Genomic DNA, 24,973 nt, shown 5'->3' on the forward strand with positions numbered 1-24,973 from the left:
CGCGCCGCCGCCGCCCATGCGGCCGGCGAGGACGAACCGCGCAGTACGAGCGCAGTACGAGGGGACCGACCATGCTAAGCCGCACCGCCGACCATCTGTTCTGGATGGCGCGCTATACCGAACGCGCGGAAAATACCGCGCGCATGCTCGACGTGAATTACCAGACTTCGCTGCTGCCGCAATCGGCGGAAGTGGCGGAGCAGGGCTGGTGGGCGATGCTCGACATTTCCGAGCTGACCACCGTGTTCGACCACAAGTACGGGCTGCTCACGCGCGACGACGTGATCGACTTCATGGTGCGCGACATGACCAACGCGTCGTCGATCATGAGCTGCCTGCGCGCGGCGCGCGAGAATGCGCGCGCGGTGCGCGGCTCGCTCACCACCGAGGTGTGGGAAACCATCAACACCACGTGGCTGGAAGTGCAGCGCATGATCGCCGACGGCGTGCTGCGCGAAGACCCGGCGCAGTTCTTCGAGTGGGTCAAGTTCCGCTCGCACCTGGCGCGCGGCGTGCAGTTCGGCACCATGCTCAAGGACGACGCCTTCCACTTCATGCGGCTGGGCACCTTCCTCGAGCGCGCCGACAATACCGCGCGGATCCTCGACGTCAAGTTCCAGGCCAGCACCGTCGACGACAGCGATCCCAACCGCGATGCCAACGATTTCTACCACTGGGCGGCGGTGCTGCGCTCGGTGTCGGGCTTCGAGGTCTACCGCAAGATCTACCGCACGGTGATCACGCCGGAGCGCGTGGCCGAGCTGCTGGTGCTGCGCCCGGACATGCCGCGCTCGCTGGTGTCGAGCATGGACGAGGTGGTGGCGATCCTGGCGCTGGTGGGCAACCACCATTCCTCGGAGACCGAGCGGCAGGCTGGTAAACTCCACGCCGATCTGAAATACGCGCGCATCGACGACATCTTCGCGGTCGGCCTGCACGCTTACCTGACCAGTTTCCTGGAGCGCATCGGCGACCTCGGCAACGGCATCAGCCGGGATTTCCTCGTGCCGCTGCTGGCTGCCTGAACCGCGTGGTGGTCGCGCCGGCCTCGCCACATCGTGAAATACAAGATCCGTCACAAGACCGTCTACCGCTACACCGAGCCGCTGCGCCGCAGCGTGCACGAACTGCGCCTGGCGCCGCGCTCGGGGCCGCTGCAGACGGTGCGGCAATGGCGCGTGTCGGCGCCCGGCAACCTGTCGGAGGCGCGCGACGGTTTCGGCAACATCGTGCACAGCTTTACCGTGGCCGGTCCAGCGCATACGCTGGTGATCGAGGCCAGCGGCGTGGTGGAAGTGACGCCGCCCGCGGCCGGCGGCACGCCGCTGTTCTGCGACGCGCCGCCGGCCGGCGAGGCGCGCGTGTCGCCGCTGTACTACCTGGGCGGCACGCCGCTGACCGCGGCGCCGCCCGAGATGGTCCGCTTTGCCGCGCCTTACCTCGCGGCAGGGCATGAAGTACCGGCGCTGCTGGCGCTGGCCGACGGCATCGCGCGGCGCGTGCGCTATGCGCCGGACTGCACCGATGTGGGTACCTCGGCCGGCGAGGCGTTCGCGCTGGGCGGCGGCGTGTGCCAGGACCAGGCCCAGGTGATGGTGGCGTGCTGCCGCGCGCTGGGTGTGCCGGCGCGCTACGTCAGCGGCTATTTCTACGATCCGGCCGCCGCCGCGCTGGCCGGCCATGCCTGGGCCGACATCTGCGTGGATGCCGGCCAGGAATTGTGGTGCAGCGTCGACGTGACCCACCGCTGCCTGAGCGACGCGCGCCACGTGCGCCTGGCGGTGGGGCGCGACTACCGCATGGCCGCGCCGGTGCGCGGCGTGCGCCAGGGCGGCAGCGGCGAGCAGATGGCGGTCGAGATCGCCATTGCACCGGAACGGTGAACGCGGTGGTGCATGGGGCACCACGCACGGGCGCGCGCGCCGGTTCCGATGGCGGTGCGGCGGCGCTAGAATGCGGCATTGATGTGGCCCCGCGCCGGTGGCGTGCCGGGGCCGGGCATGCACCATAACAAGACAAAACCATGACGTACTGTGTTGCCATGCGGCTCGACGCCGGCCTGGTGTTTCTCTCCGACTCCCGCACCAACGCCGGCGTCGACGCGATCTCCAGCGCGCGCAAGATGACCGTGTTCGAGGAGCCGGGCGACCGCGTCATGGTGCTGCTGACCGCCGGCAACCTGGCCATCAGCCAGTCCGTGCGGCAGGTGCTGGCCGAGGGGCGCGACGAGAAGCGCTCGCTGTGGACCGCGCGCGACATGTTCGAGGCCGCCACCATCGTCGGCGACGCGGTGCGGCAGGTGCACAAGCACGATGCCCACGCGCTGCGCGAAGCCGGCATCGAGTTCAACGTGAGCCTGATCTTCGGCGGGCAGATCCGCGGCGAGCGGGTGCGCCTGTTCAATGTGTACGCGGCCGGCAACTTCGTCGAGGCCACGCCCGAGAACTGCTATTTCCAGATCGGCGAGGCCAAGTACGGCAAGCCGATCATCGACCGCGTGGTGGAGCCGTCGCTGCCGCTGGGCGAGGCCGCCAAGTGCGCGCTGATCTCGATGGACTCCACGCTCAAGTCGAATATCTCGGTGGGCCTGCCGCTGGACCTGCTGGTCTACGAGGCCGACTCGCTGCGGGTGAGCCGCTTCGTCAATATCGACGACAAGAACGCGTACTTCCGCATGATCCGCGACACCTGGGGCCAGCGCCTGCGCCAAGTGTTCGGCGAGATCCACGACCCCGAATGGGATGCCGCGGCGCCGGCCGAGTTTCCGCTGGCGCGCCAGGGCGAGGGCGACCGCTGGGGCCAGCCCGTGCGCGCCAAGCGCGAGCGCAGCGGCGGGCGCGGCTGACGGGCCGCAGGGGGCAAGCGGCGCATGCGCCGCAACGTGCAGCCGGTGCGGGGGAGGGCCCTGGGAAGGGGCGTGCGGCGGGCCGCTTGTCACAAATGCGGCGGTGCAGCAGGCGGCTGCTCATGTATAATCCCGATTTCCCCGGCAAGCTCGGTTTATGACCAAATTCGTCTTCGTCACCGGTGGCGTCGTCTCTTCTCTCGGCAAGGGCATCGCTGCTGCTTCGCTCGCGGCCATTCTCGAGTCGCGCGGCCTCAAAGTCACCCTCCTCAAGCTAGATCCCTACATCAACGTCGACCCCGGCACGATGAGCCCCTTCCAGCATGGCGAGGTGTTCGTCACGGAAGACGGTGCGGAAACCGACCTCGATCTCGGCCACTACGAGCGTTTCGTCTCGGCCAAGATGCGCAAGTCGAACAACTTCACCACGGGCCAGATCTACGAATCGGTGATCCGCAAGGAGCGCCGCGGCGAATACCTCGGCAAGACCGTGCAGGTGATCCCGCACATCACCAACGAGATCCAGGCCTTCATCGAGCGCGGCGCGGCCGCCTCGCACGGCGGCAAGGCGGATGTGGCGCTGGTGGAAATCGGCGGCACCGTGGGCGACATCGAATCGCTGCCGTTCCTGGAAGCGGCGCGCCAGATGAGCCTGCGCATGGGCCGCAACCACGCTGCCTTCGTGCACCTGACGCTGGTGCCGTTCATTGCCAGCGCCGGCGAGCTGAAGACCAAGCCGACCCAGCACTCGGTGCAGAAGCTGCGTGAAATCGGCATCTCGCCGACCGCGCTGCTGTGCCGCGCCGACCGCCCGATTCCGGACGACGAGCGCGCCAAGATCTCGCTGTTCGCCAACATCCCGCAGGAAGCCGTGATCTCGGTGTGGGACGTGGACAGCATCTACAAGATCCCGCAGATGCTCAACGAGCAGGGCCTCGACCGCCTGATCTGCGAGGAACTGCGCATCGATCCCAAGCCGGCCGATCTCTCCATGTGGCAGCGCCTGGTCAATGCCCAGGAGAATCCGCAGCACGAGATCACCATCGGCATGGTCGGCAAGTACGTGGACCTGACCGAGTCCTACAAGTCGCTGATCGAGGCGCTGCGCCACGCCGGCATGCACACCGCCACCCGCGTGAACATCGAGTACATCGATTCCGAGGAGCTCGAGTCGGGCCACCTGGAAGTGCTCGCGCCGCTGGACGCCATCCTGGTGCCGGGCGGCTTCGGCAAGCGCGGCACGGAAGGCAAGATCCGCGCGATCCAGTACGCCCGCGAGAACAAGGTGCCGTACCTGGGCATCTGCCTGGGCATGCAGCTGGCCGTGATCGAGTTCGCCCGCCACGTGGCCGGCATGGCCGACGCCAACTCGACCGAATTCAACGTCGAGACCGAGCACCCGGTGGTGGCGCTCATCACCGAGTGGGTGGACCGCGAAGGCAAGGTCGAGCAGCGCTCGGCCGATTCCGACCTGGGCGGCACCATGCGCCTGGGCGCGCAGCGCGTGCCGGTCAAGGCGGGCACCAAGGCCGGCCAGATCTACGGCGCCGAGGTCAACGAGCGCCATCGCCACCGCTACGAGGTCAACAACCACTACGTGCCCACGCTGGAAAAGGCGGGCATGGTGATTTCGGCGCGCACGCCCACCGAAGACCTGCCCGAGATGATGGAGCTGCCGGACAGCCTGCATCCGTGGTTCGTCGGCGTGCAGTTCCACCCGGAATTCACCTCCACCCCGCGCGACGGCCATCCGCTGTTCAAGGCGTACGTGGAAGCGGCGCTGGCCAGCCAGAAGAGCAAGGCGGCCTGAGGGCCCGGCACCGCGCAAGCAGGAGACTAGCGATGAAACTCTGCGGCTTCGAGGCTGGCCTGGACCAGCCCTTCTTCCTGATCGCCGGCCCGTGCGTGATCGAGTCCGAGCAGATGGCGCTGGATACCGCCGGCGAGCTCAAGGCGATCACCGGCGCGCTCGGCATCCCGTTCATCTACAAGTCCTCGTTCGACAAGGCCAACCGCTCGTCGGGCCGGACCTTCCGCGGGCTGGGCATGGAGCGCGGCCTCGAGATCCTGGCCACGGTCAAGCGCGAGATCGGCGTGCCGGTGCTGACCGACATCCACGAGATCGACGAGGTCAAGCCGGTGGCCGCGGTGGTCGATGTGCTGCAGACGCCGGCCTTCCTGTGCCGGCAGACCGATTTCATCCGCGCCTGCGCGCAGAGCGGCCGCCCCGTCAACATCAAGAAGGGGCAGTTCCTGGCGCCGCACGACATGAAGAACGTCATCGACAAGGCCCGCGACGCCGCGCGCGAGGCGGGCCTGCCGGAAGACAGCTTCATGGCCTGCGAGCGCGGGGTCTCGTTCGGCTACAACAACCTGGTCTCGGACATGCGCGCGCTGGCGATCATGCGCGAGACCGGCGCCCCGGTGGTGTTCGATGCCACGCACTCGGTGCAGTTGCCGGGCGGGCAGGGCACCAGCTCGGGCGGCCAGCGCGAGTTCGTGCCGGTGCTGGCGCGCGCCGCGGTGGCGGTCGGCGTGGCCGGCCTGTTCATGGAAACGCACCCGGACCCGAGCAAGGCCATGTCCGACGGCCCCAACGCGGTGCCGCTGTCGCGCATGAAGGAACTGCTGTCGGTGCTCAAGGACCTGGACGCGCTGACCAAGCGCGCCGGCTTCCTGGAAGACAATTTCAGCTGGCCCGCGGCCTGCGCCTGAGCCTGGCCGCGCCCCGCGCCGCCGGCGGCCTCCGGCGACGGAAGCCGCCGGCCGGTGACGAATCGTATCGAAAGACAATACAAAAGCTTGGGAGACACTTCATGGCCGCAGGCGATATCATCGCCCACGTCGATGTCACGGACCCCCGGCAATACGATCAGTAGTATCGTGCTGCGCGTGCCGCACGCGAGCACGCCGCCAGCATGAACATGATCGTGGCGGACGGCGCCTGACATATTGGCAGGGCATCATCCGCGCTTGATCCCGACTCGCCGGCCGCGGCCGGCGAGCCAGCAGCAAGATTCGAAACAGTCAGAGAGGAATTCATGAGTGCAATCGTAGATATCATCGGTCGCGAGGTTCTCGACTCGCGCGGCAACCCGACGGTCGAGTGCGACGTCCTGCTGGAGTCCGGCGTGATGGGCCGCGCGGCGGTGCCGTCGGGCGCCTCCACCGGCTCGCGCGAAGCCATCGAGCTGCGCGACGGCGACAAGTCGCGCTACCAGGGCAAGGGCGTGCTGAAGGCGGTCGAGCACATCAACACCGAAATCTCCGAAGCCATCATGGGCCTGGACGCGTCCGAGCAGGCCTTCCTGGACCGCACCCTGATCGACCTCGACGGCACCGAGAACAAGAGCCGCCTGGGCGCCAACGCCACGCTGGCCGTGTCGATGGCCGTGGCCCGCGCCGCCGCCGAGGAAGCCGGCCTGCCGCTGTATCGCTACTTCGGCGGCTCGGGCGCGATGCAGATGCCGGTGCCGATGATGAACATCGTCAACGGCGGCGCGCACGCCAACAACAGCCTGGACATCCAGGAATTCATGATCATGCCGGTGTCGCAGACCAGCTTCCGCGAAGCCCTGCGTTGCGGTGCCGAGGTGTTCCACGCGCTCAAGAAGATCCTGGCCGACAAGGGCATGTCCACCGCGGTGGGCGACGAAGGCGGCTTCGCGCCGAACTTCGCTTCGAACGAAGAGTGCCTGAACACCATCGTGCAGGCCGTCGAGAAGGCCGGCTACCGCGTGGGCGAAGACGTGCTGCTGGCGCTGGACTGCGCCGCCAGCGAATTCTTCCGCGAGGGCGAGGACCTGTACCACCTGGACGGCGAAGGCCTGAAGCTGACCTCGACCCAGTTCGCCGACTACCTGGCCAACCTGTGCGACAAGTTCCCGATCGTGTCGATCGAGGACGGCATGGCCGAAGGCGACTGGGAAGGCTGGAAGACGCTGACCGACAAGCTCGGCAAGCGCGTGCAGCTGGTGGGCGACGACCTGTTCGTCACCAACACCAAGATCCTGAAGGAAGGCATCGAAAAGGGCATCGGCAACTCGATCCTGATCAAGATCAACCAGATCGGCACGCTGACCGAAACCTTCGCCGCCATCGAGATGGCCAAGCGCGCCGGCTATACCGCCGTGATCTCGCACCGCTCGGGCGAGACCGAGGACAGCACCATCGCCGACATCGCGGTCGGCACCAACGCCGGCCAGATCAAGACCGGCTCGCTGTCGCGTTCGGACCGCATCTCGAAGTACAACCAGCTGCTGCGCATCGAGGAAGACCTCGGCGATATCGCCAGCTACCCGGGCAAGAGCGCCTTCTATAATCTGCGCTAAGCCCGCGTCATGCGCCGGCCGCGGATAGCCAGTATCGCGGCCGGCGCCGACGGACCCGACTTCCTCTTCAAAGCGCCGGAATCCCTATGCGCCTGATATCGCTGCTGCTGTTCGTGCTGTTGCTGGCCATTCAGTACCCGTTGTGGCTGGGCAAGGGCGGCTGGCTGCGCGTGTGGGAGATGGACAAGCAGGTGCAGGAGCAGAGTGCGCGCAACCAGGCGCTCAAGCTGCGCAATGCCAAGCTGGAAGGGGAAGTGAAGGACCTGCAGGACGGCACCGGCGCCATCGAGGAACGTGCCCGCTACGAGCTGGGCATGGTCAAGGACGGCGAGGTGTTCGTGCAGTTCGTGGCGCCCGCGCCCAAGGTCAGCGCCACGCCGCCGCTGCCGCCGCCACCCAATTCCCCGGCCGCCACCGGCCATCACTAGCACCGCGGCGCCCGCTCCGGGCGCCGATACCATCCACGCACCGCCTGTGTTCCCGCTGTCACCGTCATGTGATGCCGCGGGCGCACTCGTTGCCGATTCGTTGCCGCCTACCAGTACGGATAGCCGCCCCAGCCCCAGCCCGGATAGCCGCTGCTGAAGCCGACGCCGCCACCCCAGCGGCCGCCGCCCCAGCCGCCGTAGTACAGGTTCCAGCTCGGCGACGGATAGGCGTAATAGGCACGCGCGTAGGCTTCGGCCTGCTGCTGGCGCGCGATGGCGGCGTCCTGCTCGCGCAGGATGTCGCGGTTCAGCGCGCCCAGCTTCTGGCTTTCCTCGGGGGTGATCGGTGCCGGCGGGATGCTGTTGGGCATCAGCCGCGCGGTCGGCGGCGAGCCGTTGATGTCGCGCGGCAGCCCGGCGCAGCCGCCGAGCAGCGCGGCACCGAGCAGCAGCGCGCCGCACGCGCGCGGCAGGCGCCGCGCCGCGGCGGGAAGCAGGTTCGGAGACGAAGCGGACATGATATTTCCCCTGGCTCTGGTGGGTCGCTGATGCTTTGACCGCGGCGGAGCGTGCAAAGGTTCCGCCGCGGCCTGGCCCGTGCCCGCCGCTCAGTGCTGCTGGCTGGCTCCGTCGCCGGCGCCGGTGGCGACCGGCACGGGCGCGAACAGCTGCGCGCAGTCGACCGGGTCGAAGTGATACTGCTGGCCGCAGAAATCGCAATGGATCTCCACGTTGCCGCGCTCCTCCAGGATGCTCTCGATCTCGGCGCGGCCCAGGTTCTGCAGCATGCCGGCCACCTTGGGGCGCGAGCAAGAGCAGTTGAAATGCGGGCTGAGCGGCTCGAACACGCGCAGGCCGGTGGCCTGCAGGTCTTCCCAGAACAGGCGGCGCAGCAGCGTGTCGGGTGTCTCGGCCAGCAGTTCGTCGGTCTTCAGCGTGGCGCCGAGCTGGCAGGCGCGGTCCCAGGTATCGAGGTCCTGCGCGCGGGCGCTCTCGGCCAGCGGCGCGCCGGTCTCGCCGACCTGCGCCGGGCCGCGGCCCGCGTGGCCTTCCATGGTGCCGCCGTAGCTGGGCAGCTTCTGCAGCAGCATGCCGGCGGCGACCTGGTCGTCGGCGGCCAGCCACAGGCGCGTGTCGAGCTGCTCGGACGAGTGCATGTAGTGTTCGAGCACCGCGGCCATCGAGGTGAAGGCGCCCTGCGCGTCGGCCAGCGGCACGATGCTCTGGTAAGCCTGCTGGCCCGGCAGCTTGTCCTGCGGGTCCAGCGTGATGGCGAAGCGGCCGCCGCCGTGCACGTTGACCAGATCGGCCAGCGTGGCGTCGTCGGCCACCTGCACGCCTTCGGCCAGCTTGGCGGTGGCGCGCATCGACAGGTCCGACAGGCATTCCACCACCAGCATGCGCACCGGGCCGTCGCCGTGCACCTGCATCACCAGCGCGCCGTTGAACTTCAGGTTGGCGGTGAGCAGGGCGGCCGCGGACATCATTTCGCCCAGCAGCCGGCGCACCGGGGCGGGGTATTGATTGCGGCGCAGCACATCCTGCCAGGTGGCGCGCATGCGCACCAGTTCGCCGCGCACGGGAGCCGCGTCGAACAGGAATTTCTGCAGGGTGTCGGGGGAGGTGGTGTCAGTCACGATGGTCCGTCGGTAAAGCGGCGCGGGCACGGCGCCTGGCCGGCGCGCCTTGGTCGATGCGTCTTAGTCGATGCGTTTGAGCTGCGTCTTGTACATGGCCTGGCGCGTGGCGTAGGTCTCGGCGTTGCGGTACAGGTTGGCCACGTCCTGCTCGGTGAGTTCGCGCACCACCTTGGCCGGCGCGCCCAGGATCAGCGAGCGGTCCGGGAACACCTTGCCCTCGGTGACCACGGCGCCCGCGCCCACCAGGCATTCCTTGCCGATCACCGCGCGGTTCAGGATCACGGCCTGGATGCCGATCAGCGAGCCTTCGCCCACGGTGCAGCCGTGCAGCATGGCCTGGTGGCCGATCGACACGTTGTCGCCGATGGTCAGCGGGCAGCCCGGGTCGGTGTGGAGCACGGTGCCCTCCTGCACGTTGCTGGACTCGCCTACCACGATCGGTTCGTTGTCGCCGCGGATCACCACGCCCGGCCAGGCACTGGCACGCGCCTTGAGCGTCACGTTGCCAATGATGGTGGCCTCGGCGGCCACGTAGGCGTCCGGATCGATGGTGGGGGCGATATCGCCGAGCTGGTAAAGCGCCATGAAGTCTCCTGCACAAGTTCGTATGGGTATATGGGGTTTGCCGCCGGGCTTTAAAGAGAGTCCTGGAGGGAGGCGGAACGGCGAGGCGGCGCGCCGGCTGCGCAGACGGCCGGCCCTGCACCCTACAATGGCGGCAACCCGGATTTTACGCTTATGGCAGCCAACCTGACCGACACCGTCCCCGCCCACGCGCCCGACCCCGCATTTCCCGCCCTGCCGGACCTCGCCGGCCTGTCCTTGCGCCGCCAGGCGCTGGCCATCCTGTGCCTGTGCGACGCCCGGCAGAAGGCGGCCGCCACGCGCCGCATGCGCCAGGCGGCCGCAGGCATGGCGCCGGAGGCACTCGGCGCCGGCGAAGCCCTCGCCGCCACGCTGCCGCTGCCGGGCCGCCCGGCGCTGCCGGAACTGGTGGCGCCGCAGCGCGTGGGGCGGCGCCGCTCGCTGCGCACGCCGGCCGGGCGCGCGGCCATGATCCACGCGCTGGCCCATATCGAATTCAACGCCATCAACCTCGCCCTCGACGCCCTCTGGCGCTTCGGCGGCATGCCGGCCGAGTTCTACCGCGACTGGCTGCGCGTGGCCGACGAAGAGGCGCTGCACTTCACGCTGCTGGCCGACCACCTCGGCACGCTGGGCGCCGGCTACGGCGATTTCCCGGCCCACAACAGCCTGTGGGAGATGGCCGACAAGACCGCCGGCGACGTGCTGGCGCGCATGGCGCTGGTGCCGCGCACCCTCGAGGCGCGCGGGCTGGATGCCTCGCCGCCGGTGCGTGCCAGGCTCGCCGCCGCCGGCGACCACGAAGCCGCCGCCATCATCGACATCATCCTGCGCGACGAAGTGGGGCACGTGGCCATCGGCAACCGCTGGTACCGCTGGCTGTGCGCCGGGCGCGGGCTTGACCCGGTCGCCGCCTACGGCGAGCTGGCGGCACGCTACCAGGCGCCGCGCCTGCGCCCGCCCTTCAACCTGGACGCGCGCCGCGCGGCCGGCTTCGACGACGCCGAGCTGGCGTGGCTCGAGGCGCAGGCCGCTCAGTAGTACTCGGCGACCAGGATCAGGCCTTGCTGGCCGGCGTCCTGGCCGTTTCCCCTCACGAAGCGGGCCGTCTGGACGGACGCGCGCGCGGACTTCATCTGCACGGACGTGCCCGGCAGCAGCGGCATGGCGGCGAACTCGGCAGCCTGGGCGCCGTTCTGGGGGCAGCTTACCGAGGCGCTGCCGGAGCTGGCGCTCATCTGGGTCATGCACGACGGCGCGACGATGGCGCCGCGGAAGACGATCACGCCGCCGGCGCCCCACGCCGGGACCGAGAGCAGCGCGCACGCCAGGGCCAGCGGCAGGCGGTGCTTGAGGTTGCGGATGGAGGCGTTGCCGGTGCGTGCGTGCGTGCTCATGGTGATCCCCTTTTGGTCATTGAGCCCAGGAAAATTCGTAAATCCTAATCAGAAATTTCTTCTTATTTTTTGGGAAGTTTATTTTCCACCTCTGGGAAGTGCAACCTGAAAAAGATGAATTTTCTTACGTCTATTTCTCTTCCATTGTGCTAAGTCAACTGACGCTTCCTACTGACTCCTGCTGGCTTGCCATTGGACGAATCTTCATCTGGCTCGGATTTGTCCCAGCCCTGCGCATGCCCGGGGCGGTCATTTCCGTGAAATGCCTGCGGTGATTTTTCTTTAAGACTTATCTTATAAATAAGAGAAGCGCCAAGTTATTCAGGGCAATGGGCCAGCCATGCCTGGACTGCCGGCGCGGCTTGCACAGGAAATGCGCAAACGAAAAGCGGACGCATATCTCCGCTAACGTCAACTTTCGCGAATACTTGACGCAGGCATCCCGCCGGCCCGGAGGTCAGCCGGGCCGGTGCGGGAAGAAGAGGAAGGGGCGGGTGGCGGAAGCCGGCCGGGGGGCTAGCGCTGCGGCGTGGCGCCGCGCTGCGCTTCCATCTCGCGCAGCACGCGGCGCTGGATCTTGCCGGTGGTGGTCATGGGCAACTGCGCGATGAACTCGATGGCCTTGGGATATTCGTAGGGCGCGAGCTGGCCGCGCACATGCTGCTGCAGTTCCGCGGTCAGGTCGGCATCGGCGCGCGGGGAGCGGGCCACCGACGGCTGCAGCACGATGAACGCCTTCACCACGGCGCCGCGCTCGGGGTCCGGCGACGGCACCACGGCGCAGTTCGACACCGCGGGGTGCTTGAGCAGGCAGTTCTCGATCTCGCTGGGGCCGATGCGGTAGCCGGACGACTTGAAGACGTCGTCGGCGCGCCCCTCGTACCACAGGTAGCCGTCGGCGTCGGCGCGCGCCAGGTCGCCGGTGCGGCACCAGCGCAGGCCGCCGTGCTCCACGTACCTGGCCTGCGTGGCCGCTTCGTTGCGCCAGTAGCCGAGAAAGAACACGGGGTCCGGGTGGCCGTGCAGGTCGGTGCTGCACACGGCGATCTCGCCGGCTTCCCCGGGCGCGCAGGGCCGGCCGTCTTCGTCGACCACGGCCAGCCGGTGGCCCGGATAGGGGCGGCCCATCGAGCCCGGGCGCGCCGGCCAGCCGAGCTCGCCGCCGTCGTTCTGCGCGGTGCAGTTGCCCACGATGTAATTGATCTCGGTCTGGCCGAACATTTCGTTGACCACCACGCCGAGCGCGTCGCGGCACCATGCGAACACGGTCTCGCCGACGGCCTCGCCCGCGCTCATGAGCGCGCGCAGGTGCAGGCGGTATCGTGCGCGCGGCGCGGGGCAGGTCTTCATCATCTGCTTGAGCGCGGTCGGGAACAGGAAGGTATTGGTGACGCGGTAGCGCTCCATCAGCTCGAACGCCAGCTGCGCCGAAAAGCGGCCCTGGTAGCCCACGATGGACTGGCCGAAGTACAGCGCCGGCATCAGCGCATCCCACAGGCCGCCGGTCCAGGCCCAGTCGGCCGGGCTCCAGAACACGTCGCCCTCGCGCGGATACCAGTTCTGCGAGCAGACGAAGCCGGGCAGGTTGCCGATCAGCGCGCGGTGCGGGAGCACGGCGCCCTTGGGCGGCCCGGTGGTGCCGCTGGTGTAGATCAGCACCGCGGCTTCGTCGGCCTTGGTCTGCTCGGCGGTGAAGTCCGGCAGTTGCGCCGCCAGCAGCGCGTCCCAGTCCAGCCCGGCGCGGCCGGCGGCCGCGCCCACGCCGATCACCGCGGCCAGCGCCGGGCACTCGGGGCGGGCGGCCAGCACGTTGTCGATGGCGGTCTCGTCGGCGATCGCCACGCGCGCCTCGCTGTGCCGGAAGCGGAAGGCCAGGGCTTCCGGCCCGAACAGCATCGACAACGGCATGGCGATGGCGCCGAGCTGGTAGATCGCCATATGCGCGATCACCGTCTCGATGCGCTGCGGCATGACGATGCCGACGCGGTCGCCGCGCGCCACGCCGAGCGCGCGCAGCGCGTGCGACAGGCGGTTCGCCTCGGCCTGGATGTAGGCGTAGCTGTGGCTGGCGCGGCGGCCGTCCTCGTGCTCGGTGTAGACGGCGATGCGGCCGGCGCTGGCCGCATCGCGCGCCCAGCGGCCGCAGCAGGCCTCGGCCAGGTTGAAATGCTCGGGCACGTGCCAGCGGAAGCTTTCGTGCAGCGCGGGGTAGTCGTCGCGCCGGCTTGCGGGCAGGGCGGTTGCGGCCATGCAGGTCTCCTGTTTGCTTTGCGTTCGCCCGGCAGCGGGAAGGCGGCGGGTGCCGCTATAATCGCCAAAGCGAACGATCGTTCTATTTTTATCGCGCCTCCCCGTTGTCGCGGGTGAAGGCGCCGGCCGGGAAGGCACCGGGGGAGACCACCATGACAATCAGAGAAACCTCGCGTTCGGAATTTATCACGTTGCGCGGGCTCGCCATGCACGTGCGCCACTGGGGCCGCGCAGGCGCGCCGAAGCTGTTCGCGCTGCACGGCTGGATGGACGTGGCGGCCTCGTTCCAGTTCATGGTGGACGCGCTGGAGCGCGACTGGCACGTGATCGCGCCGGACTGGCGCGGCTTCGGCCAGACCGGCTGGCCGACCCGCCATCCGGGCACCGGGTCGTACTGGTTTCCCGACTACCTCGCCGACCTGGAGGCGGTGCTCGACCATTTCCAGCCCGGCGAGCCGGTGAACCTGGTGGGCCACAGCATGGGCGCCAACGTGGCCTGTTTCTACGCCGGCATCCGTCCCGCGCGGGTGCGCCGCGTGGTGGACCTGGAAGGCTTCGGCATGACCGGCGCGCACGCCGGGCAGGCCCCGGGGCGCTATGCGCGCTGGCTCGACGAACTGCGCCAGCCTCCCGCGCTGAAGACCTACGACAGCATGGCCGCCGTGGCCGCGCGGCTGCAGAAGACCAACCCGCGCCTGCCCGACGACCGCGCCGCCTTCCTGGCCGAACACTGGTCGGCGCGCAATGGCGAGGGCCGCTGGGAGATCCTGGGCGATCCCGCGCACAAGATGGTCAATCCGGTGCTTTACCGGCTCGACGAAGTGATGGCGATCTGGGCGCAGGCCACCGCGCCGGTGCTGCATGTGGAGGCGCGCGACTCGCAGACGCTGAGCCATATCGCGCGCGGGCAGCCGCTCGACGAATTCAGGCAGCGCTTCCAGGCCTTCCGCGATTTCCGCGCGGCGGTGATCGACGACGCCGGCCACATGCTGCACCACGACCAGCCGCGCGCGGTGGCGGCGCTGGTCGACGGCTTCTGCGCGTGACGCGCGCCCGCGCCGCGCTCAGGCGTGCGTCAGCTTGTCCTTGAGCGCGGCGTTGTTGCTGGTGTGCACGTGCACCAGCGCCTTTTCCGGGAAGGCGTAGTGATAGGCCTTGCGCAGCGCCAGCGCGGCTTCGTGGAAACCCGACAGGATCAGCTTCTGCTTGTTCGGGTAGAAGGCGATGTCGCCGGCGGCGAAGATGCCGCGGCGCGAGCTCTCATAGGTGGTGGTGTCCACCACGATGCGCCCGGCGCGCATGTCGAGGTCCCAGTGCGCGATCGGGCCCGGCTCGGACACCAGGCCGTACAGCGCCACCAGCTCGTCCGCGGGCAGGCTCACGGTGTCCTCGCGCGTGCGGATGTCCACGCCGGCGAGGGGGCCGGCCGGGGTGCCGTCCCCGGTCTTCAGCGCGCCCAGCATGCCTACCACGAAATCCATCTCGCCGGCCGCCACGGCCGCGCGCATTTCCGCCACCGTGCCGTCGGCGGCGCGGAAGCCTTCGCGGCGGTGCAGCAGGGTGACGCGCGCGGCCACCTTGCGCAGCGCCAGCGCCCAGTCCAGCGCGGCATCGCCGCCGCCGGCCACCACCACGCGCTTGCCGGCGAAGCGCGCCACGTCGCGCACCGCGTAGTGCAGGTGGCGGCCTTCCAGCGCGGCGGCCTCGGGCAGCGCCACGCGTTGCGGGGCAAACGCGCCGGCGCCGGCGCAGACCAGCACGGCGGCCACGTCGAAGCGCTTGCCGCCGTCGGTGGTGACCAGCAGGCGGGGCGGATGCGCATGGCCGGCCCCGGGCGTGGCCAGCGCGGCGGGGGCAATGTCCTCGAGGCCGCTGGCGCGCTCGTTGAAGTGCATCGGGAACGCGAACGGCGCGCACTGTTCGAGCAGCCGGTCCACCAGGTCCTGCGCCAGGCAGCCGGGCACCGCGGGGATGTCGTAGATCGGCTTCTCGGGGTAAAGCTCGGTGCACTGGCCGCCGGCCCGGTCGAGCACGTCGACCAGTTCGCAGCGCAGGCCCAGCACGCCGGCCTGGAACGCCGCGAACAGGCCGACCGGGCCGGCACCGACGATCAGCACGTCGGTGCGGGTCACATTGGCGCCCGGGGCGCAGTCGGCGCTGGCGGAGCTGGCTGGGGTGGCGGAAGCGTCGGTCGGCATGGCGTTGCGGGCGGCGCGCTTGGCGCCGCCGGGCGGGAAGATCGAAAGGCCCCAACTATACCGCGCGGCACGGCGGCGGCACCCGACGCCAGCGTTGGCGGCAGGGCTATCGCCCGCGCGCGGCGGGCGGCGCTGTGTGTGCCGCCTCACGCCTGCGCCGCTGCCGCCGGAGTAGAATGGCGGCATGCAGAACCCTCACGCCATCAACGCAGATCTTCATTGCCACTCCACCGTGTCCGACGGCATGCTGTCGCCGCGCGAGGTGGCCGCGCGCGCCCATGCGGGCGGCGTGGCTTTCTGGGCGCTGACCGACCATGACGAGACCGGCGGCCAGCTCGAGGCGCGCGCCGCCGCCGAGGCACTCGGCATGCGCTTCGTGCCGGGCGTGGAGATCTCGGTGACGTGGGCCGGCCAGACCGTGCATGTCGTCGGGCTGCAGATCGACCCGGCCTGCCCGGCGCTGGTCCAGGGCCTGGCGGACACGCGCTCGGGGCGCGCGGCGCGCGCGCAGGACATCGGCGAGGCGCTTGCCGCCATCGGCATCGAGGGCGCCTACGAAGGCGCGCTGCGCTATGTCGGCAACCCGGACCTGATCTCCCGCACGCATTTCGCGCGCTGGCTGGTGGACCAGGGGCGCTGCAAGACCATCGGCGACGTGTTCAGCGAATACCTCGGCGAAGGGCGCCCGGGTTATGTCGGGCACCGCTGGGCCCGGCTGGCCGACGCGGTGGGCTGGATCCGGGCCGCCGGCGGCATCCCCGTGATGGCCCATCCGGGCCGCTACGATTACACCCAGCTCCAGCACGACGCGCTGTTCGACGAGTTCGTGCAGCTCGGCGGCGCGGCGGTCGAGGTGGTGACCGGCAGCCACACGCCCGACCAGTTCCGCCAGTACGCCGACGTCGCGCGCCATTACGGCCTGCTGGCCTCGCGCGGCTCCGATTTCCACGGCCCCGGCGAAGGGCGCACCGAGCTGGGCGCGCTGCCGCCGCTGCCGCCGTCGGTCACGCCGGTATGGCATGACTGGTAAGCCGGCACGGCCCGCGGCCGCCCGGCGCTCCGATGGCCCCCGCCCGTCATGCGCACCGCCCGACTTTCCCCTTCGCAGAACCCGCCCGGCGTACCCGCTGCCTTCGCGCCGGGCCGGCGGCCATTTGCCCTTCGCGCCCCCATGTCCCAATACTTCGATATCCACCCGCTCAATCCGCAGGCCCGGCTGATCAAGCAGGCCGCGCAGATCATCGGGCAGGGGGGGCTGATCGCCCTGCCGACCGACTCGAGCTACGCGCTGGCCTGCCGGCTCGACGACAAGGCCGCGGTGGAGCGCCTGCGCCGCCTGCGCGGCATCGACGACAAGCACCACCTGACGCTGATGTGCAGCGACCTGTCCGAGCTGGGCAACTTCGCGCGCGTCGACAACCGGCAGTACCGCTGGCTCAAGGGCGCCACGCCCGGGCCCTACGTGTTCATCCTCGAAGCCACCAAGGAAGTGCCGCGCCGGCTGTCGCACCCGGCGCGCAAGACCATCGGCGTGCGCGTGCCCGACCACCCGATCCCGCTGGCGCTGCTGGCCGAGGTGGGCGAGCCGCTGATCTCGGCCACGCTGCAGCTGCCCGGCGACGACGCCCCGCTCAACGAGCCGGAGGTGATCCGCGCCCGCCTGGAGAAGCAGCTCGAGCTGGTGATCTGCGGCGGCGCCGCGCCGGCGCAGCCGACCACCGTGATCGACCTGACCGGCGGCGAGCCCGAGCTGATCCGGCAGGGGCGCGGCGACATCGAGCGCTTCGGCCTCTGAACGCCGGTGCGCGCGCCGCGCGCGGCCCGGTACAATAGCGCCCCATGGATTCTTCCCTGATTCAGACCCTTGCGGTCTATGCCTTGCCGGTCCTGTTCGCCATCACGCTGCACGAAGCCGCCCACGGCTACGTGGCCAAGCTGTTCGGCGACAGCACCGCCTACATGATGGGCCGCGTCAGCATCAACCCGGCCCGGCACATCGATCCCATCGGCACCATCGCGGTGCCGCTGCTGCTCTATTTCATGACCAGCGGCCAGTTCGTGTTCGGCTACGCCAAGCCGGTGCCGGTCGCCTTCGACCGCCTGCGCAATCCGCGCTGGCACGGCATGTGGGTGGCGCTGGCCGGGCCCGGCAGCAACGTGCTGCAGGCCTTCCTGTGGGCGCTGGTGGCCGTGGGGCTGGTGCTGGCGCAGGTGCAGGAGCCGTTCTTCAGCCAGATGGCGCGCGCCGGCGTGCTGGTCAACCTGGTGATGGCCGCCTTCAACCTGTTCCCGGTGCCGCCGCTCGACGGCGGCCGGGTGCTGACCGCGCTGCTGCCGCAGCGGCTGGCCCATGCCATCTCGCGCATCGAGCCCTACGGCATCTTCGTGGTGCTGGCGCTGGTGGCCGCCGGCGTGATCACCAAGGTATGGATGCAGCCGGTGATGGGTGCGCTCAGCGGGCTGGTGCAGCTGATGCTGCAGCCGATCCTGGCGCTGGTGCAATAGCCGGCCGCCGGGCCGCGCCCGGCACGCTGCATGCGCCGTACCGAGTCCCGAATCCCCATCAAAAGAACAGACAGACATGTTTCCCGACCGCGTTCTCTCCGGCATGCGGCCTACCGGTGCGCTGCACCTGGGCCACTACCACGGCGTCCTGAAAAACTGGGTCCAGCTGCAGGCCGAATATCCGTGCTTCTTCTTCGTGGCGGACTGGCATGCGCTGACCACCCACTATGAATCGCCCGAGGTGATCGGCGAGTCGGTGTGGGAGATGCTGATCGACTGGCTCGCGGCCGGCGTCGATCCCGAGCGCGCCACGCTGTTCATCCAGAGCCGCGTGCCCGAGCACGCCGAGCTGTTCCTGCTGCTGGCGATGGGCACGCCGCTGGGCTGGCTGGAGCGGGTGCCGACCTACAAGGACCAGATCGAGAAGCTCAAGGACAAGGACCTGTCCACCTACGGCTTCCTCGGCTACCCGCTGCTGCAGGCGGCCGACATCCTGATCTACCGCGCCGGCCGCGTGCCGGTGGGCGAGGACCAGGTGCCGCACGTGGAGATCACGCGCGAGATCGCGCGCCGCTTCAACTACCTGTACGGCCGCCAGCCGGGCTTCGAGGAGCGCGCGCAGGAGGCCGCGAAGAAGCTGGGCGGCAAGCGCACCAAGGCCTATCTCGAGCTGCGCCGGGCCTACCAGGAGCAGGGCAAGGCCGAGGCGCTGGAAGAGGGCGCGGCGCTGGTCGCGCAGTCGCAGAGCCTGGCCGCCGAAGACCGCGAGTTGCTGCTGGGCTACCTCGGCGGCTCGCGCAAGACCATCCTGGTCGAGCCGCAGGCGCTGCTGACCGCGGCTTCGCGCATGCCCGGGCTGGACGGCCAGAAGATGTCGAAGTCCTACGGCAACACCATCCGCATGCGCGAGGACAAGGCCTCGGTGGAGAAGAAAGTGCGCACCATGCCCACCGATTCCGCGCGCGTGCGCCGCACCGACGCCGGCGAGCCGGCGCGCTGCCCGGTGTGGCAGCTGCACCAGGTCTACTCGGACGTGCCCACGCGCGAGTGGGTGGAAAAGGGCTGCCGCAGCGCCGGCATCGGCTGCATCGAATGCAAGCAGCCCGTGATCGACGGCATCCTGCGCGAGCAGCAGCCGATGCTGGAGCGCGCGCAGAAGTATATGGACGACCCCGCGCTGCTGCGCGCCATCGTCGCGCACGGCTGCGACAAGGCCAGCCAGGTCGCGCGCGAGACCATGGGCGACGTGCGCGCCGCGATGGGACTGGGGTACCGGTGAACGTGGCCGGCACCATGCCGCACCATGCGCCCGCGCCGCCGTCGCCGTGGGTGCTGCGCTGGGCGCACCTGGTGCGCGCGGGCGGCCGCGTGCTCGACCTGGCCTGCGGCAGCGGCCGCCACGCGGCGTGGTTCGCCGCGCGCGGTCACGCGGTGCTGGGCGTCGACCGCGACGGCGCGTCGCTGGCCGCGCTGGCCGCGGGCATCGAGACGCAGCAGGCCGACCTGGAGCAGGGCACGTGGCCGCTGGCCGGCCGCGCGCCGTTCGACGCCATCGTGGTGACCAACTACCTGCACCGGCCCTTGTGGCCGCACCTGGTCGCGGCGCTGGCGCCGGGCGGCGTGCTGATCTACGAGACCTTCTCGGCCGGCAACGAGACCGTGGGCAAGCCGTCCAACCCGGACTTCCTGCTCAGGCCGGGCGAGCTGCTGGAAGCCGTGCGCGGCAGCCTGCGCGTGGTCGGTTATGAAGATGGTATGCTCGAAGTGCCTAGAGCTGCCTTTGTGCAGCGCCTGTGCGCGGTCCGCGAGGTGGCGGGCGGCGGCGGCCAGGCAAGCGGCGGCGCGCCGCCGCGCTATCGCCTGCCTGCCTGAAGTGCGGCCGGGGCTATTTGCCCGCCCGATCGGCGAGACCCGGACTTCACGCGTTGAACCGGCGTGGGTTTTCCCCGGTCGAAGGGGCGGTCGGAAGGCCCGGGCTATCCGGTACAATCGCGGTATTCGTTTCCCGAATTCTCATACGTTATGACACAGATTAACGGCAGCATCGTCGCGATCGTGACGCCGATGCAGGAAGATGGCAGCCTGGATTTCCCCGCGCTGCGCGCCCTGGTCGACTGGCACGTGGCCGAGGGCACCGACGGCATCGTGATCGTCGGCACCACCGGCGAGTCGCCCACCGTGACGGTGGACGAGCACTGCGAGCTGATCCGCGTGGCCGTGGAGCAGGCCGACAAGCGCATCCCGATCATCGCCGGCACCGGTGGCAACTCCACCAGCGAGGCGATCGAACTGACCGCCTTCGCCAAGCGGGTCGGCGCCGATGCCTCGCTGCAGGTCGTGCCCTACTACAACAAGCCGACCCAGGAAGGCATGTACCGCCATTTCCGCACCATCGCGGAAAGCGTGGAGCTGCCCGTGGTGCTGTACAACGTGCCGGGCCGCACGGTGGCCGACATGCAGCCCGAGACCATTCTGCGCCTGGCGCAGGTGCCGGGCATCGTCGGCGTGAAGGAAGCCACCGGCAATATCGATCGTGCCGCGCAGCTGATCAAGGATGCCCCGGAAGGCTTCGCCATCTATAGCGGCGACGATCCCACCGCGATTGCCCTGATGCTGCTCGGCGGCCATGGCAACATCTCGGTCACGGCCAACGTGGCGCCGCGCAAGATGCATGAATTGTGCGTGGCCGCCCTGAAGGGCGACGCTATCACCGCGCGTCGCATCCACATGGAACTGGTTGCGCTGAACAAGGCGATGTTCGTCGAGGCCAACCCGATTCCCGTCAAGTGGGCACTCCAGCAAATGGGCAAGATGCAGGGCGGTATCCGCCTCCCGCTCACCCCGCTGTCACCGGAATACCACGACGTGGTGCGCAAGGCGCTGTCGGATGCCGGCCTGCTCGGCTGATCCCTCGGTACCCTGCCGTTGTCCCATCAACTAGGATTGCGTGTCAATGAAACTCAAGCTTAACCGCCACGGCGCGACGCAAGTTCGCCGTGCCGCCTTGGTCTTGCCCGTGCTGGTGGCAAGCGCGATGTCCGGTTGCAGCAGCATCAACGATGCCATGTCGCCGGACAAGATCGACTACAAGGCCAACGCCAAGCGCACCTCCACGCTGGACGTGCCGCCCGACCTGACCAAGATCGAAGGCGACCGCCGCTACTCCGTGCCCGACCAGAACGGCACCTCGACGCTGTCGACCTACAACCAGTCGACCAAGACGGCGCAACAGCAGGTCGGCACCGAGAACGTGCTGCCGGCCACGCAGGGCGTGCGCATGGAGCGCGACGGCAACCAGCGCTGGCTGGTGATCAGCAACGGCATGCGCGCGGACCAGCTGTGGCAGTCGCTGCGCGAGTTCTGGCAAGAGAGCGGCTTCCTGCTGGTGCAGGACTCGCCCGAGACCGGCATCATGGAAACGGACTGGGCCGAGAACCGCGCCAAGATCCCGCAGGACTTCATCCGCAACACCATCGGCAAGGTGTTCGACGGCCTGTACTCGACCTCCGAGCGCGACAAGTTCCGCACGCGCCTGGAGCGCTCGCAGAACGGCAACCTGGAAGTCTTCATCAGCCACCGCGGCGCGCAGGAACAGCTGACCGGCATCGACAAGTCGCAGACGGTGTGGACCCCGCGTCCGTCCGATCCCGAGCTGGAAGCCGAATTCCTGTCGCGCTTCGCGCAGCGCCTCGGCGTGCAGAAGGAGCAGGCCGACCGCATGGCCAAGAACAGCACCGCTGCTCCGGCAGCGGCGGCCGGCGCTGCCGCGGCACCCGCGGTGGCGGCCAAGGCGCCTGCCGCCGGCAGCAACCTGACCCAGGTCAACGGCAGCCAGGCGCTGCAGCTGGCCGAACCGTTCGACCGCGCCTGGCGCTCGGTGGGACTGGCGCTGGACCGCGTCAACTTCACGGTGGAAGACCGCGACCGCGCGCAGGGCCTGTACTACGTGCGCTACGTCGACCCGCGCGACACCGTGGACAACCGCGGCTTCTTCTCCAAGCTGTTCGTCAAGACCGGCTCCGAAGACAGCAAGCGCGCGAAGAAGTACCGCGTGGCGCTCAAGGGCGACGGCACCGGCACCACGGTGACGGTGCAGAACGACGCCGGCCAGCCGGAAAGCACCGAGGTCGGCAAGCGCATCCTCTCGCTGCTCGACGAGCAACTGCGCTAAGCGCGGTGCCGGTCGTGCCAGCATACCCGCGGCGTCCTGCCGCGGGAGGCTCCCGCCAGCTGCCGCGCGAGGCCGGCGCATGATGCGCTTCGCCTTTCTCGGCAGCGGCAGCGAGGGCAACTCCCTGTTGATCGAAGCACGCGAGGGCACCGCCACCACGCGGGTGCTGCTCGACTGCGGGTTCGGCATCCGCGAGACCGCGCGCCGGCTCGAGCGGCTCGGCATCGCGCCGGACCAGCTCGATGCGGTGCTGGTCACGCACGAACACGGCGATCACGTCGGCTCGGCCTACTCGTTCGCATCGCGCCATGACCTCGCGGTCTACACCAGCCATGGCACCTGGCTTGCCACCTCGCATCTGCGCGGGGCGGAAACGGCCGATGTGCGGGTCTGCTGCGCCGACCACCCGCTGTCCATCGGCGCTCTCCAGATCCTGCCGTACACGGTGCCGCACGATGCACGCGAGCCGCTCCAGTTCGTGCTCAGCGACGGCGACGCCAGGCTCGGCGTGCTGACCGACGCCGGCATGGAAACCCCTTACATCACCGCGCGCCTGTCCGGCCTGCACGCGCTGGTGCTCGAGTGCAACCACGACCGCGAGATGCTGCGCAATTCCGCCTATCCGGCGTCGCTGAAGCGGCGCGTCGGCGGCGATTTCGGCCACCTTGCCAACGAGGTCGCGGCCGGGATCCTGGCGCGCGTGTCGCACGCGGGGCTGCAGCGCGTGGTGGCGGCGCACCTGAGCCAGCAGAACAATACGCCGGCACTGGCGATCCAGGCGTTGTCGGAGGCACTTGCCGGGGCGGCAAGCGAGATCCTGGTGGCGGACCAGCACGAAGGGCTGGGGTGGCAGCCGGTCAGGGCCTGAGCGGCGCGAGAGGCGATGGCAGCGCGCTGGCGCAAGTGTGGCCGGTATGCCACGGAAATCATGGACGCAAAAAAGCCGACCCGAAGGTCGGCTTTTTCATCGGTCGAGACCGATTACTGCTTGGCAGCCGGAGCCGAAGCGTCGGCAGCGGGAGCCGAAGCGTCAGCGGCCGGGGCCGATGCGTCAGCCGGAGCGGCGGCGGGAGCCGAAGCTTCCGGTGCCGGGGCAGCAGCGGCGGGAGCCGAAGCTTCCGGTGCGGGAGCAGCAGCTTCTTCTTTCTTGCCGCAAGCGGCGAGAGCAACGGCGGCGAGCAGCGATGCGATCAGGAGAGACTTCTTCATTGTTCGTCCTTTAACTTTAATAACAGAAAAACAGGCGATGAATAATTACCGGTAATTATCGCTCTTGAACTGCAAAATAGAGGCTCTCCCGGGTGCCGACAAATGCAGTGGTACACAGTACTAGCCAGCCGACGATTATATCCGCGTTTTCCCGGCTTGTGTAGCGATGTCTTTTCCTGTTTTTGGTTGTTACGGTTTATTACAGTGACGATGGCGCAAATTGCAGCCATCCTTCCAGCGCCCAGTGATGAAAGGTCTCCATCAGGTCGGGCAGATCGGCGCAGGCAGCCACTTCCGCGGCACTCAGGTGGCGCCGGTCGGCCAGCTGGCGCAGCCAGCGCGCCAGTTCCGCGGGCGGTTCGTAGGCTTCCCCGTTGATAAAGAAATGGGTGCGGTCGTACAGCGCGATCGATCCCGGCGCCAGCACGATGCCGTGAGATAGTGCCAGCTTGGTGTATTTCTTCAGCGTGATTTCGGGTATCACCGGGAATTCCACGCTCGGCTTGGGCTCGGAAAGATGGGCGCCCAGAAACTCGGAAATCATGCTACCCGACCAACGCAGGGCACTGAGGCGGTCGCTCACCGCGCGCACCATGCTGGCCGGCAACTGGGCCGGCCGCGCGGTGGCGGGTTCGCCCGGATCGGCGTAGCGCCCCGCCAGGTCTTCGTTGTCTTCGACCGTCTCCGACAGCCAGGCCAGGAAATGTCCCGCCAGCTCGCGGTAGGCCGGCGCGCGGAAGCCCACGGAGTAGGTCATGCACTCGCCCTCGGCCACGCCGTCGTGGGCATACTGGGGCGGCAGGTAGAGCATGTCGCCGGGCTCCAGCACCCATTCCTGCTCGGGCGTGAAGTCGGCCAGGATCTTCAGCGGCAGGTCCGGCACCAGGTCGAGCCGGGTCTGCGACGAGATGCGCCAGCGCCGCCGGCCCGATACTTGCAGCAGGAAGACGTCGTAGGAATCGAAATGCGGGCCGACGCCGCCGCCGTCGGTGGCGTAGCTGACCATCAGGTCGTCCAGGCGCGCGTCGGGGGCGAAACGGAATTGCCCCAGCAATGCCGCGGCTGCACTATCGTGGAGGTTGACGCCCTGCACCAGCAGGGTCCACTGGCGCGCCTTGAGCGACGGCAGGTTGTCGGCGGCGAACGGCCCTTGCTCGAGCTTCCAGCGGTTGCGGAAGTGCGACACCAGGCGGGACTCGACGTCGTCCCGGTCGGCCAGTTCGAAAAGGGACTCGCGCGATACCGGCGGCACGATTCCCGGTATGGCTTGTCGGATCAGCAGGGGCTTGCGGTGCCAGATATCGCGCATGAAAGCGGCCGGCGTCATGCCCCCCAGCAGGGGGAGCGGCACGTCGGGATCGACGGGGCCGGGGGGCAAGGCCTGCGCGTATAATGCGGAATCGTTCATGGAGTC

25 protein-coding genes are annotated in these 24,973 nt (G+C 69.0%); 17 read left to right on the forward strand and 8 right to left on the reverse strand.

Translation table 11 applies throughout. The features are described from left to right. The first annotated feature begins 71 nt into the window (after positions 1-71). The 7 genes from ACKI2N_RS07230 to ftsB all read left to right on the forward strand — a co-directional run bounded on the left by ACKI2N_RS07230 (position 72) and on the right by ftsB (position 7,604). The gene (locus ACKI2N_RS07230) at positions 72-1,025 is read left to right on the forward strand and encodes an alpha-E domain-containing protein (RefSeq protein ID WP_420992587.1); all 954 of its coding nucleotides are present in this window, start codon (positions 72-74) and stop codon (positions 1,023-1,025) included. Between the two features lie 33 nt (positions 1,026-1,058). After that, positions 1,059-1,883 carry a transglutaminase family protein gene (locus ACKI2N_RS07235; RefSeq protein ID WP_420992586.1) on the forward strand — a complete coding sequence of 275 codons (825 nt, stop codon included), beginning with the start codon at positions 1,059-1,061 and terminating at the stop codon, positions 1,881-1,883. Positions 1,884-2,023: 140 nt separating this feature from the next. Then, positions 2,024-2,845 (forward strand): peptidase, encoded by an 822-nt coding sequence (locus tag ACKI2N_RS07240; protein WP_420992585.1) that lies wholly within the window; start codon positions 2,024-2,026, stop codon positions 2,843-2,845. A 157-nt stretch (positions 2,846-3,002) separates the two neighbouring features. Further along, the gene (locus ACKI2N_RS07245; RefSeq protein ID WP_420992584.1) at positions 3,003-4,655 is read left to right on the forward strand and encodes a CTP synthase; all 1,653 of its coding nucleotides are present in this window, start codon (positions 3,003-3,005) and stop codon (positions 4,653-4,655) included. 32 nt (positions 4,656-4,687) lie between these two features. Continuing rightward, positions 4,688-5,560 (forward strand): 3-deoxy-8-phosphooctulonate synthase, encoded by an 873-nt coding sequence (gene kdsA, locus ACKI2N_RS07250; RefSeq protein ID WP_420992583.1) that lies wholly within the window; start codon positions 4,688-4,690, stop codon positions 5,558-5,560. Positions 5,561-5,886: 326 nt separating this feature from the next. Continuing rightward, on the forward strand, positions 5,887-7,176 hold the full coding sequence (gene eno / locus ACKI2N_RS07255; RefSeq protein WP_420992582.1) for a phosphopyruvate hydratase: 1,290 nt from the start codon (positions 5,887-5,889) through the stop codon (positions 7,174-7,176). A gap of 86 nt (positions 7,177-7,262) precedes the next feature. Then, positions 7,263-7,604 (forward strand): cell division protein FtsB, encoded by a 342-nt coding sequence (gene ftsB, locus ACKI2N_RS07260; protein ID WP_420992581.1) that lies wholly within the window; start codon positions 7,263-7,265, stop codon positions 7,602-7,604. A 107-nt stretch (positions 7,605-7,711) separates the two neighbouring features. Here ftsB and ACKI2N_RS07265 read toward each other — a convergent pair whose 3' ends face one another. The 3 genes from ACKI2N_RS07265 to ACKI2N_RS07275 all read right to left on the reverse strand — a co-directional run bounded on the left by ACKI2N_RS07265 (position 7,712) and on the right by ACKI2N_RS07275 (position 9,829). Continuing rightward, entirely contained in the window at positions 7,712-8,122 is a 411-nt protein-coding gene (locus ACKI2N_RS07265; RefSeq protein ID WP_420992580.1) for a hypothetical protein, read from the reverse strand. Positions 8,123-8,212: 90 nt separating this feature from the next. Continuing rightward, positions 8,213-9,241, reverse strand: coding sequence for an Hsp33 family molecular chaperone HslO (locus tag ACKI2N_RS07270; RefSeq protein WP_420992579.1), 1,029 nt, complete (start codon positions 9,239-9,241; stop codon positions 8,213-8,215). 63 nt (positions 9,242-9,304) lie between these two features. Next, positions 9,305-9,829: a gamma carbonic anhydrase family protein gene (locus ACKI2N_RS07275; protein ID WP_420992578.1), complete on the reverse strand. Its 525-nt coding sequence runs from the start codon at positions 9,827-9,829 to the stop codon at positions 9,305-9,307. Positions 9,830-9,982: 153 nt separating this feature from the next. On the opposite strand from ACKI2N_RS07275, the gene ACKI2N_RS07280 reads away from it, so the two are divergent. After that, entirely contained in the window at positions 9,983-10,870 is an 888-nt protein-coding gene (locus ACKI2N_RS07280; protein ID WP_420992577.1) for a ferritin-like domain-containing protein, read from the forward strand. On the opposite strand, the gene ACKI2N_RS07285 is transcribed toward ACKI2N_RS07280, so the two are convergent. Both ACKI2N_RS07285 and ACKI2N_RS07290 read right to left on the reverse strand, forming a co-directional pair. Beyond that, the gene (locus ACKI2N_RS07285) at positions 10,864-11,226 is read right to left on the reverse strand and encodes a hypothetical protein (RefSeq protein WP_420992576.1); all 363 of its coding nucleotides are present in this window, start codon (positions 11,224-11,226) and stop codon (positions 10,864-10,866) included. The genes ACKI2N_RS07280 and ACKI2N_RS07285 overlap by 7 nt on opposite strands. Positions 11,227-11,742: 516 nt before the next feature. Continuing rightward, a complete protein-coding gene (locus ACKI2N_RS07290; RefSeq protein WP_420992575.1) occupies positions 11,743-13,476 on the reverse strand; it encodes an acyl-CoA synthetase in 1,734 nt (577 codons plus the stop codon). Positions 13,477-13,628: 152 nt separating this feature from the next. Here ACKI2N_RS07290 and ACKI2N_RS07295 point away from each other — a divergent pair, with 152 nt between their 5' ends. Then, complete coding sequence (locus tag ACKI2N_RS07295) at positions 13,629-14,522, forward strand: alpha/beta fold hydrolase (RefSeq protein ID WP_420992574.1); 894 nt, start codon at positions 13,629-13,631, stop codon at positions 14,520-14,522. A gap of 18 nt (positions 14,523-14,540) precedes the next feature. Here ACKI2N_RS07295 and ACKI2N_RS07300 read toward each other — a convergent pair whose 3' ends face one another. Then, positions 14,541-15,674 carry an NAD(P)/FAD-dependent oxidoreductase gene (locus ACKI2N_RS07300; RefSeq protein WP_420992573.1) on the reverse strand — a complete coding sequence of 378 codons (1,134 nt, stop codon included), beginning with the start codon at positions 15,672-15,674 and terminating at the stop codon, positions 14,541-14,543. 184 nt (positions 15,675-15,858) lie between these two features. Between ACKI2N_RS07300 and ACKI2N_RS07305 the strand changes: the two genes are divergently transcribed. The 8 genes from ACKI2N_RS07305 to ACKI2N_RS07340 all read left to right on the forward strand — a co-directional run bounded on the left by ACKI2N_RS07305 (position 15,859) and on the right by ACKI2N_RS07340 (position 23,218). Next, positions 15,859-16,704 carry a 3',5'-nucleoside bisphosphate phosphatase gene (locus tag ACKI2N_RS07305; protein WP_420992572.1) on the forward strand — a complete coding sequence of 282 codons (846 nt, stop codon included), beginning with the start codon at positions 15,859-15,861 and terminating at the stop codon, positions 16,702-16,704. 141 nt (positions 16,705-16,845) lie between these two features. After that, positions 16,846-17,469, forward strand: coding sequence for an L-threonylcarbamoyladenylate synthase (locus ACKI2N_RS07310; protein ID WP_420992571.1), 624 nt, complete (start codon positions 16,846-16,848; stop codon positions 17,467-17,469). A gap of 44 nt (positions 17,470-17,513) precedes the next feature. Next, entirely contained in the window at positions 17,514-18,179 is a 666-nt protein-coding gene (locus tag ACKI2N_RS07315; RefSeq protein ID WP_420992570.1) for a site-2 protease family protein, read from the forward strand. Between the two features lie 76 nt (positions 18,180-18,255). Then, positions 18,256-19,458 (forward strand): tryptophan--tRNA ligase, encoded by a 1,203-nt coding sequence (locus tag ACKI2N_RS07320; protein WP_420992569.1) that lies wholly within the window; start codon positions 18,256-18,258, stop codon positions 19,456-19,458. A 14-nt stretch (positions 19,459-19,472) separates the two neighbouring features. Continuing rightward, positions 19,473-20,051: a class I SAM-dependent methyltransferase gene (locus ACKI2N_RS07325; protein WP_420992908.1), complete on the forward strand. Its 579-nt coding sequence runs from the start codon at positions 19,473-19,475 to the stop codon at positions 20,049-20,051. Between the two features lie 150 nt (positions 20,052-20,201). Next, entirely contained in the window at positions 20,202-21,086 is an 885-nt protein-coding gene (gene dapA, locus ACKI2N_RS07330; RefSeq protein ID WP_420992568.1) for a 4-hydroxy-tetrahydrodipicolinate synthase, read from the forward strand. Positions 21,087-21,132: 46 nt separating this feature from the next. Further along, entirely contained in the window at positions 21,133-22,350 is a 1,218-nt protein-coding gene (bamC, locus tag ACKI2N_RS07335) for an outer membrane protein assembly factor BamC (RefSeq protein WP_420992567.1), read from the forward strand. Positions 22,351-22,429: 79 nt separating this feature from the next. Then, on the forward strand, positions 22,430-23,218 hold the full coding sequence (locus ACKI2N_RS07340) for an MBL fold metallo-hydrolase (protein WP_420992566.1): 789 nt from the start codon (positions 22,430-22,432) through the stop codon (positions 23,216-23,218). Positions 23,219-23,331: 113 nt separating this feature from the next. Here the strand turns inward: ACKI2N_RS07340 and ACKI2N_RS07345 are convergent, their stop codons facing one another. Together ACKI2N_RS07345 and ACKI2N_RS07350 are read right to left on the reverse strand one after the other, a co-directional pair. Then, positions 23,332-23,559, reverse strand: a complete 228-nt coding sequence (locus tag ACKI2N_RS07345) for a hypothetical protein (RefSeq protein ID WP_420992565.1) — start codon at positions 23,557-23,559, stop codon at positions 23,332-23,334. 199 nt (positions 23,560-23,758) lie between these two features. After that, entirely contained in the window at positions 23,759-24,967 is a 1,209-nt protein-coding gene (locus tag ACKI2N_RS07350) for a JmjC domain-containing protein (protein WP_420992564.1), read from the reverse strand. Positions 24,968-24,973 lie beyond the last annotated feature (6 nt).

It is taken from the genome of Cupriavidus sp. 30B13, from assembly GCF_049059565.2.
In the GTDB taxonomy this organism is placed as follows: Bacteria; Pseudomonadota; Gammaproteobacteria; order Burkholderiales; family Burkholderiaceae; genus Cupriavidus.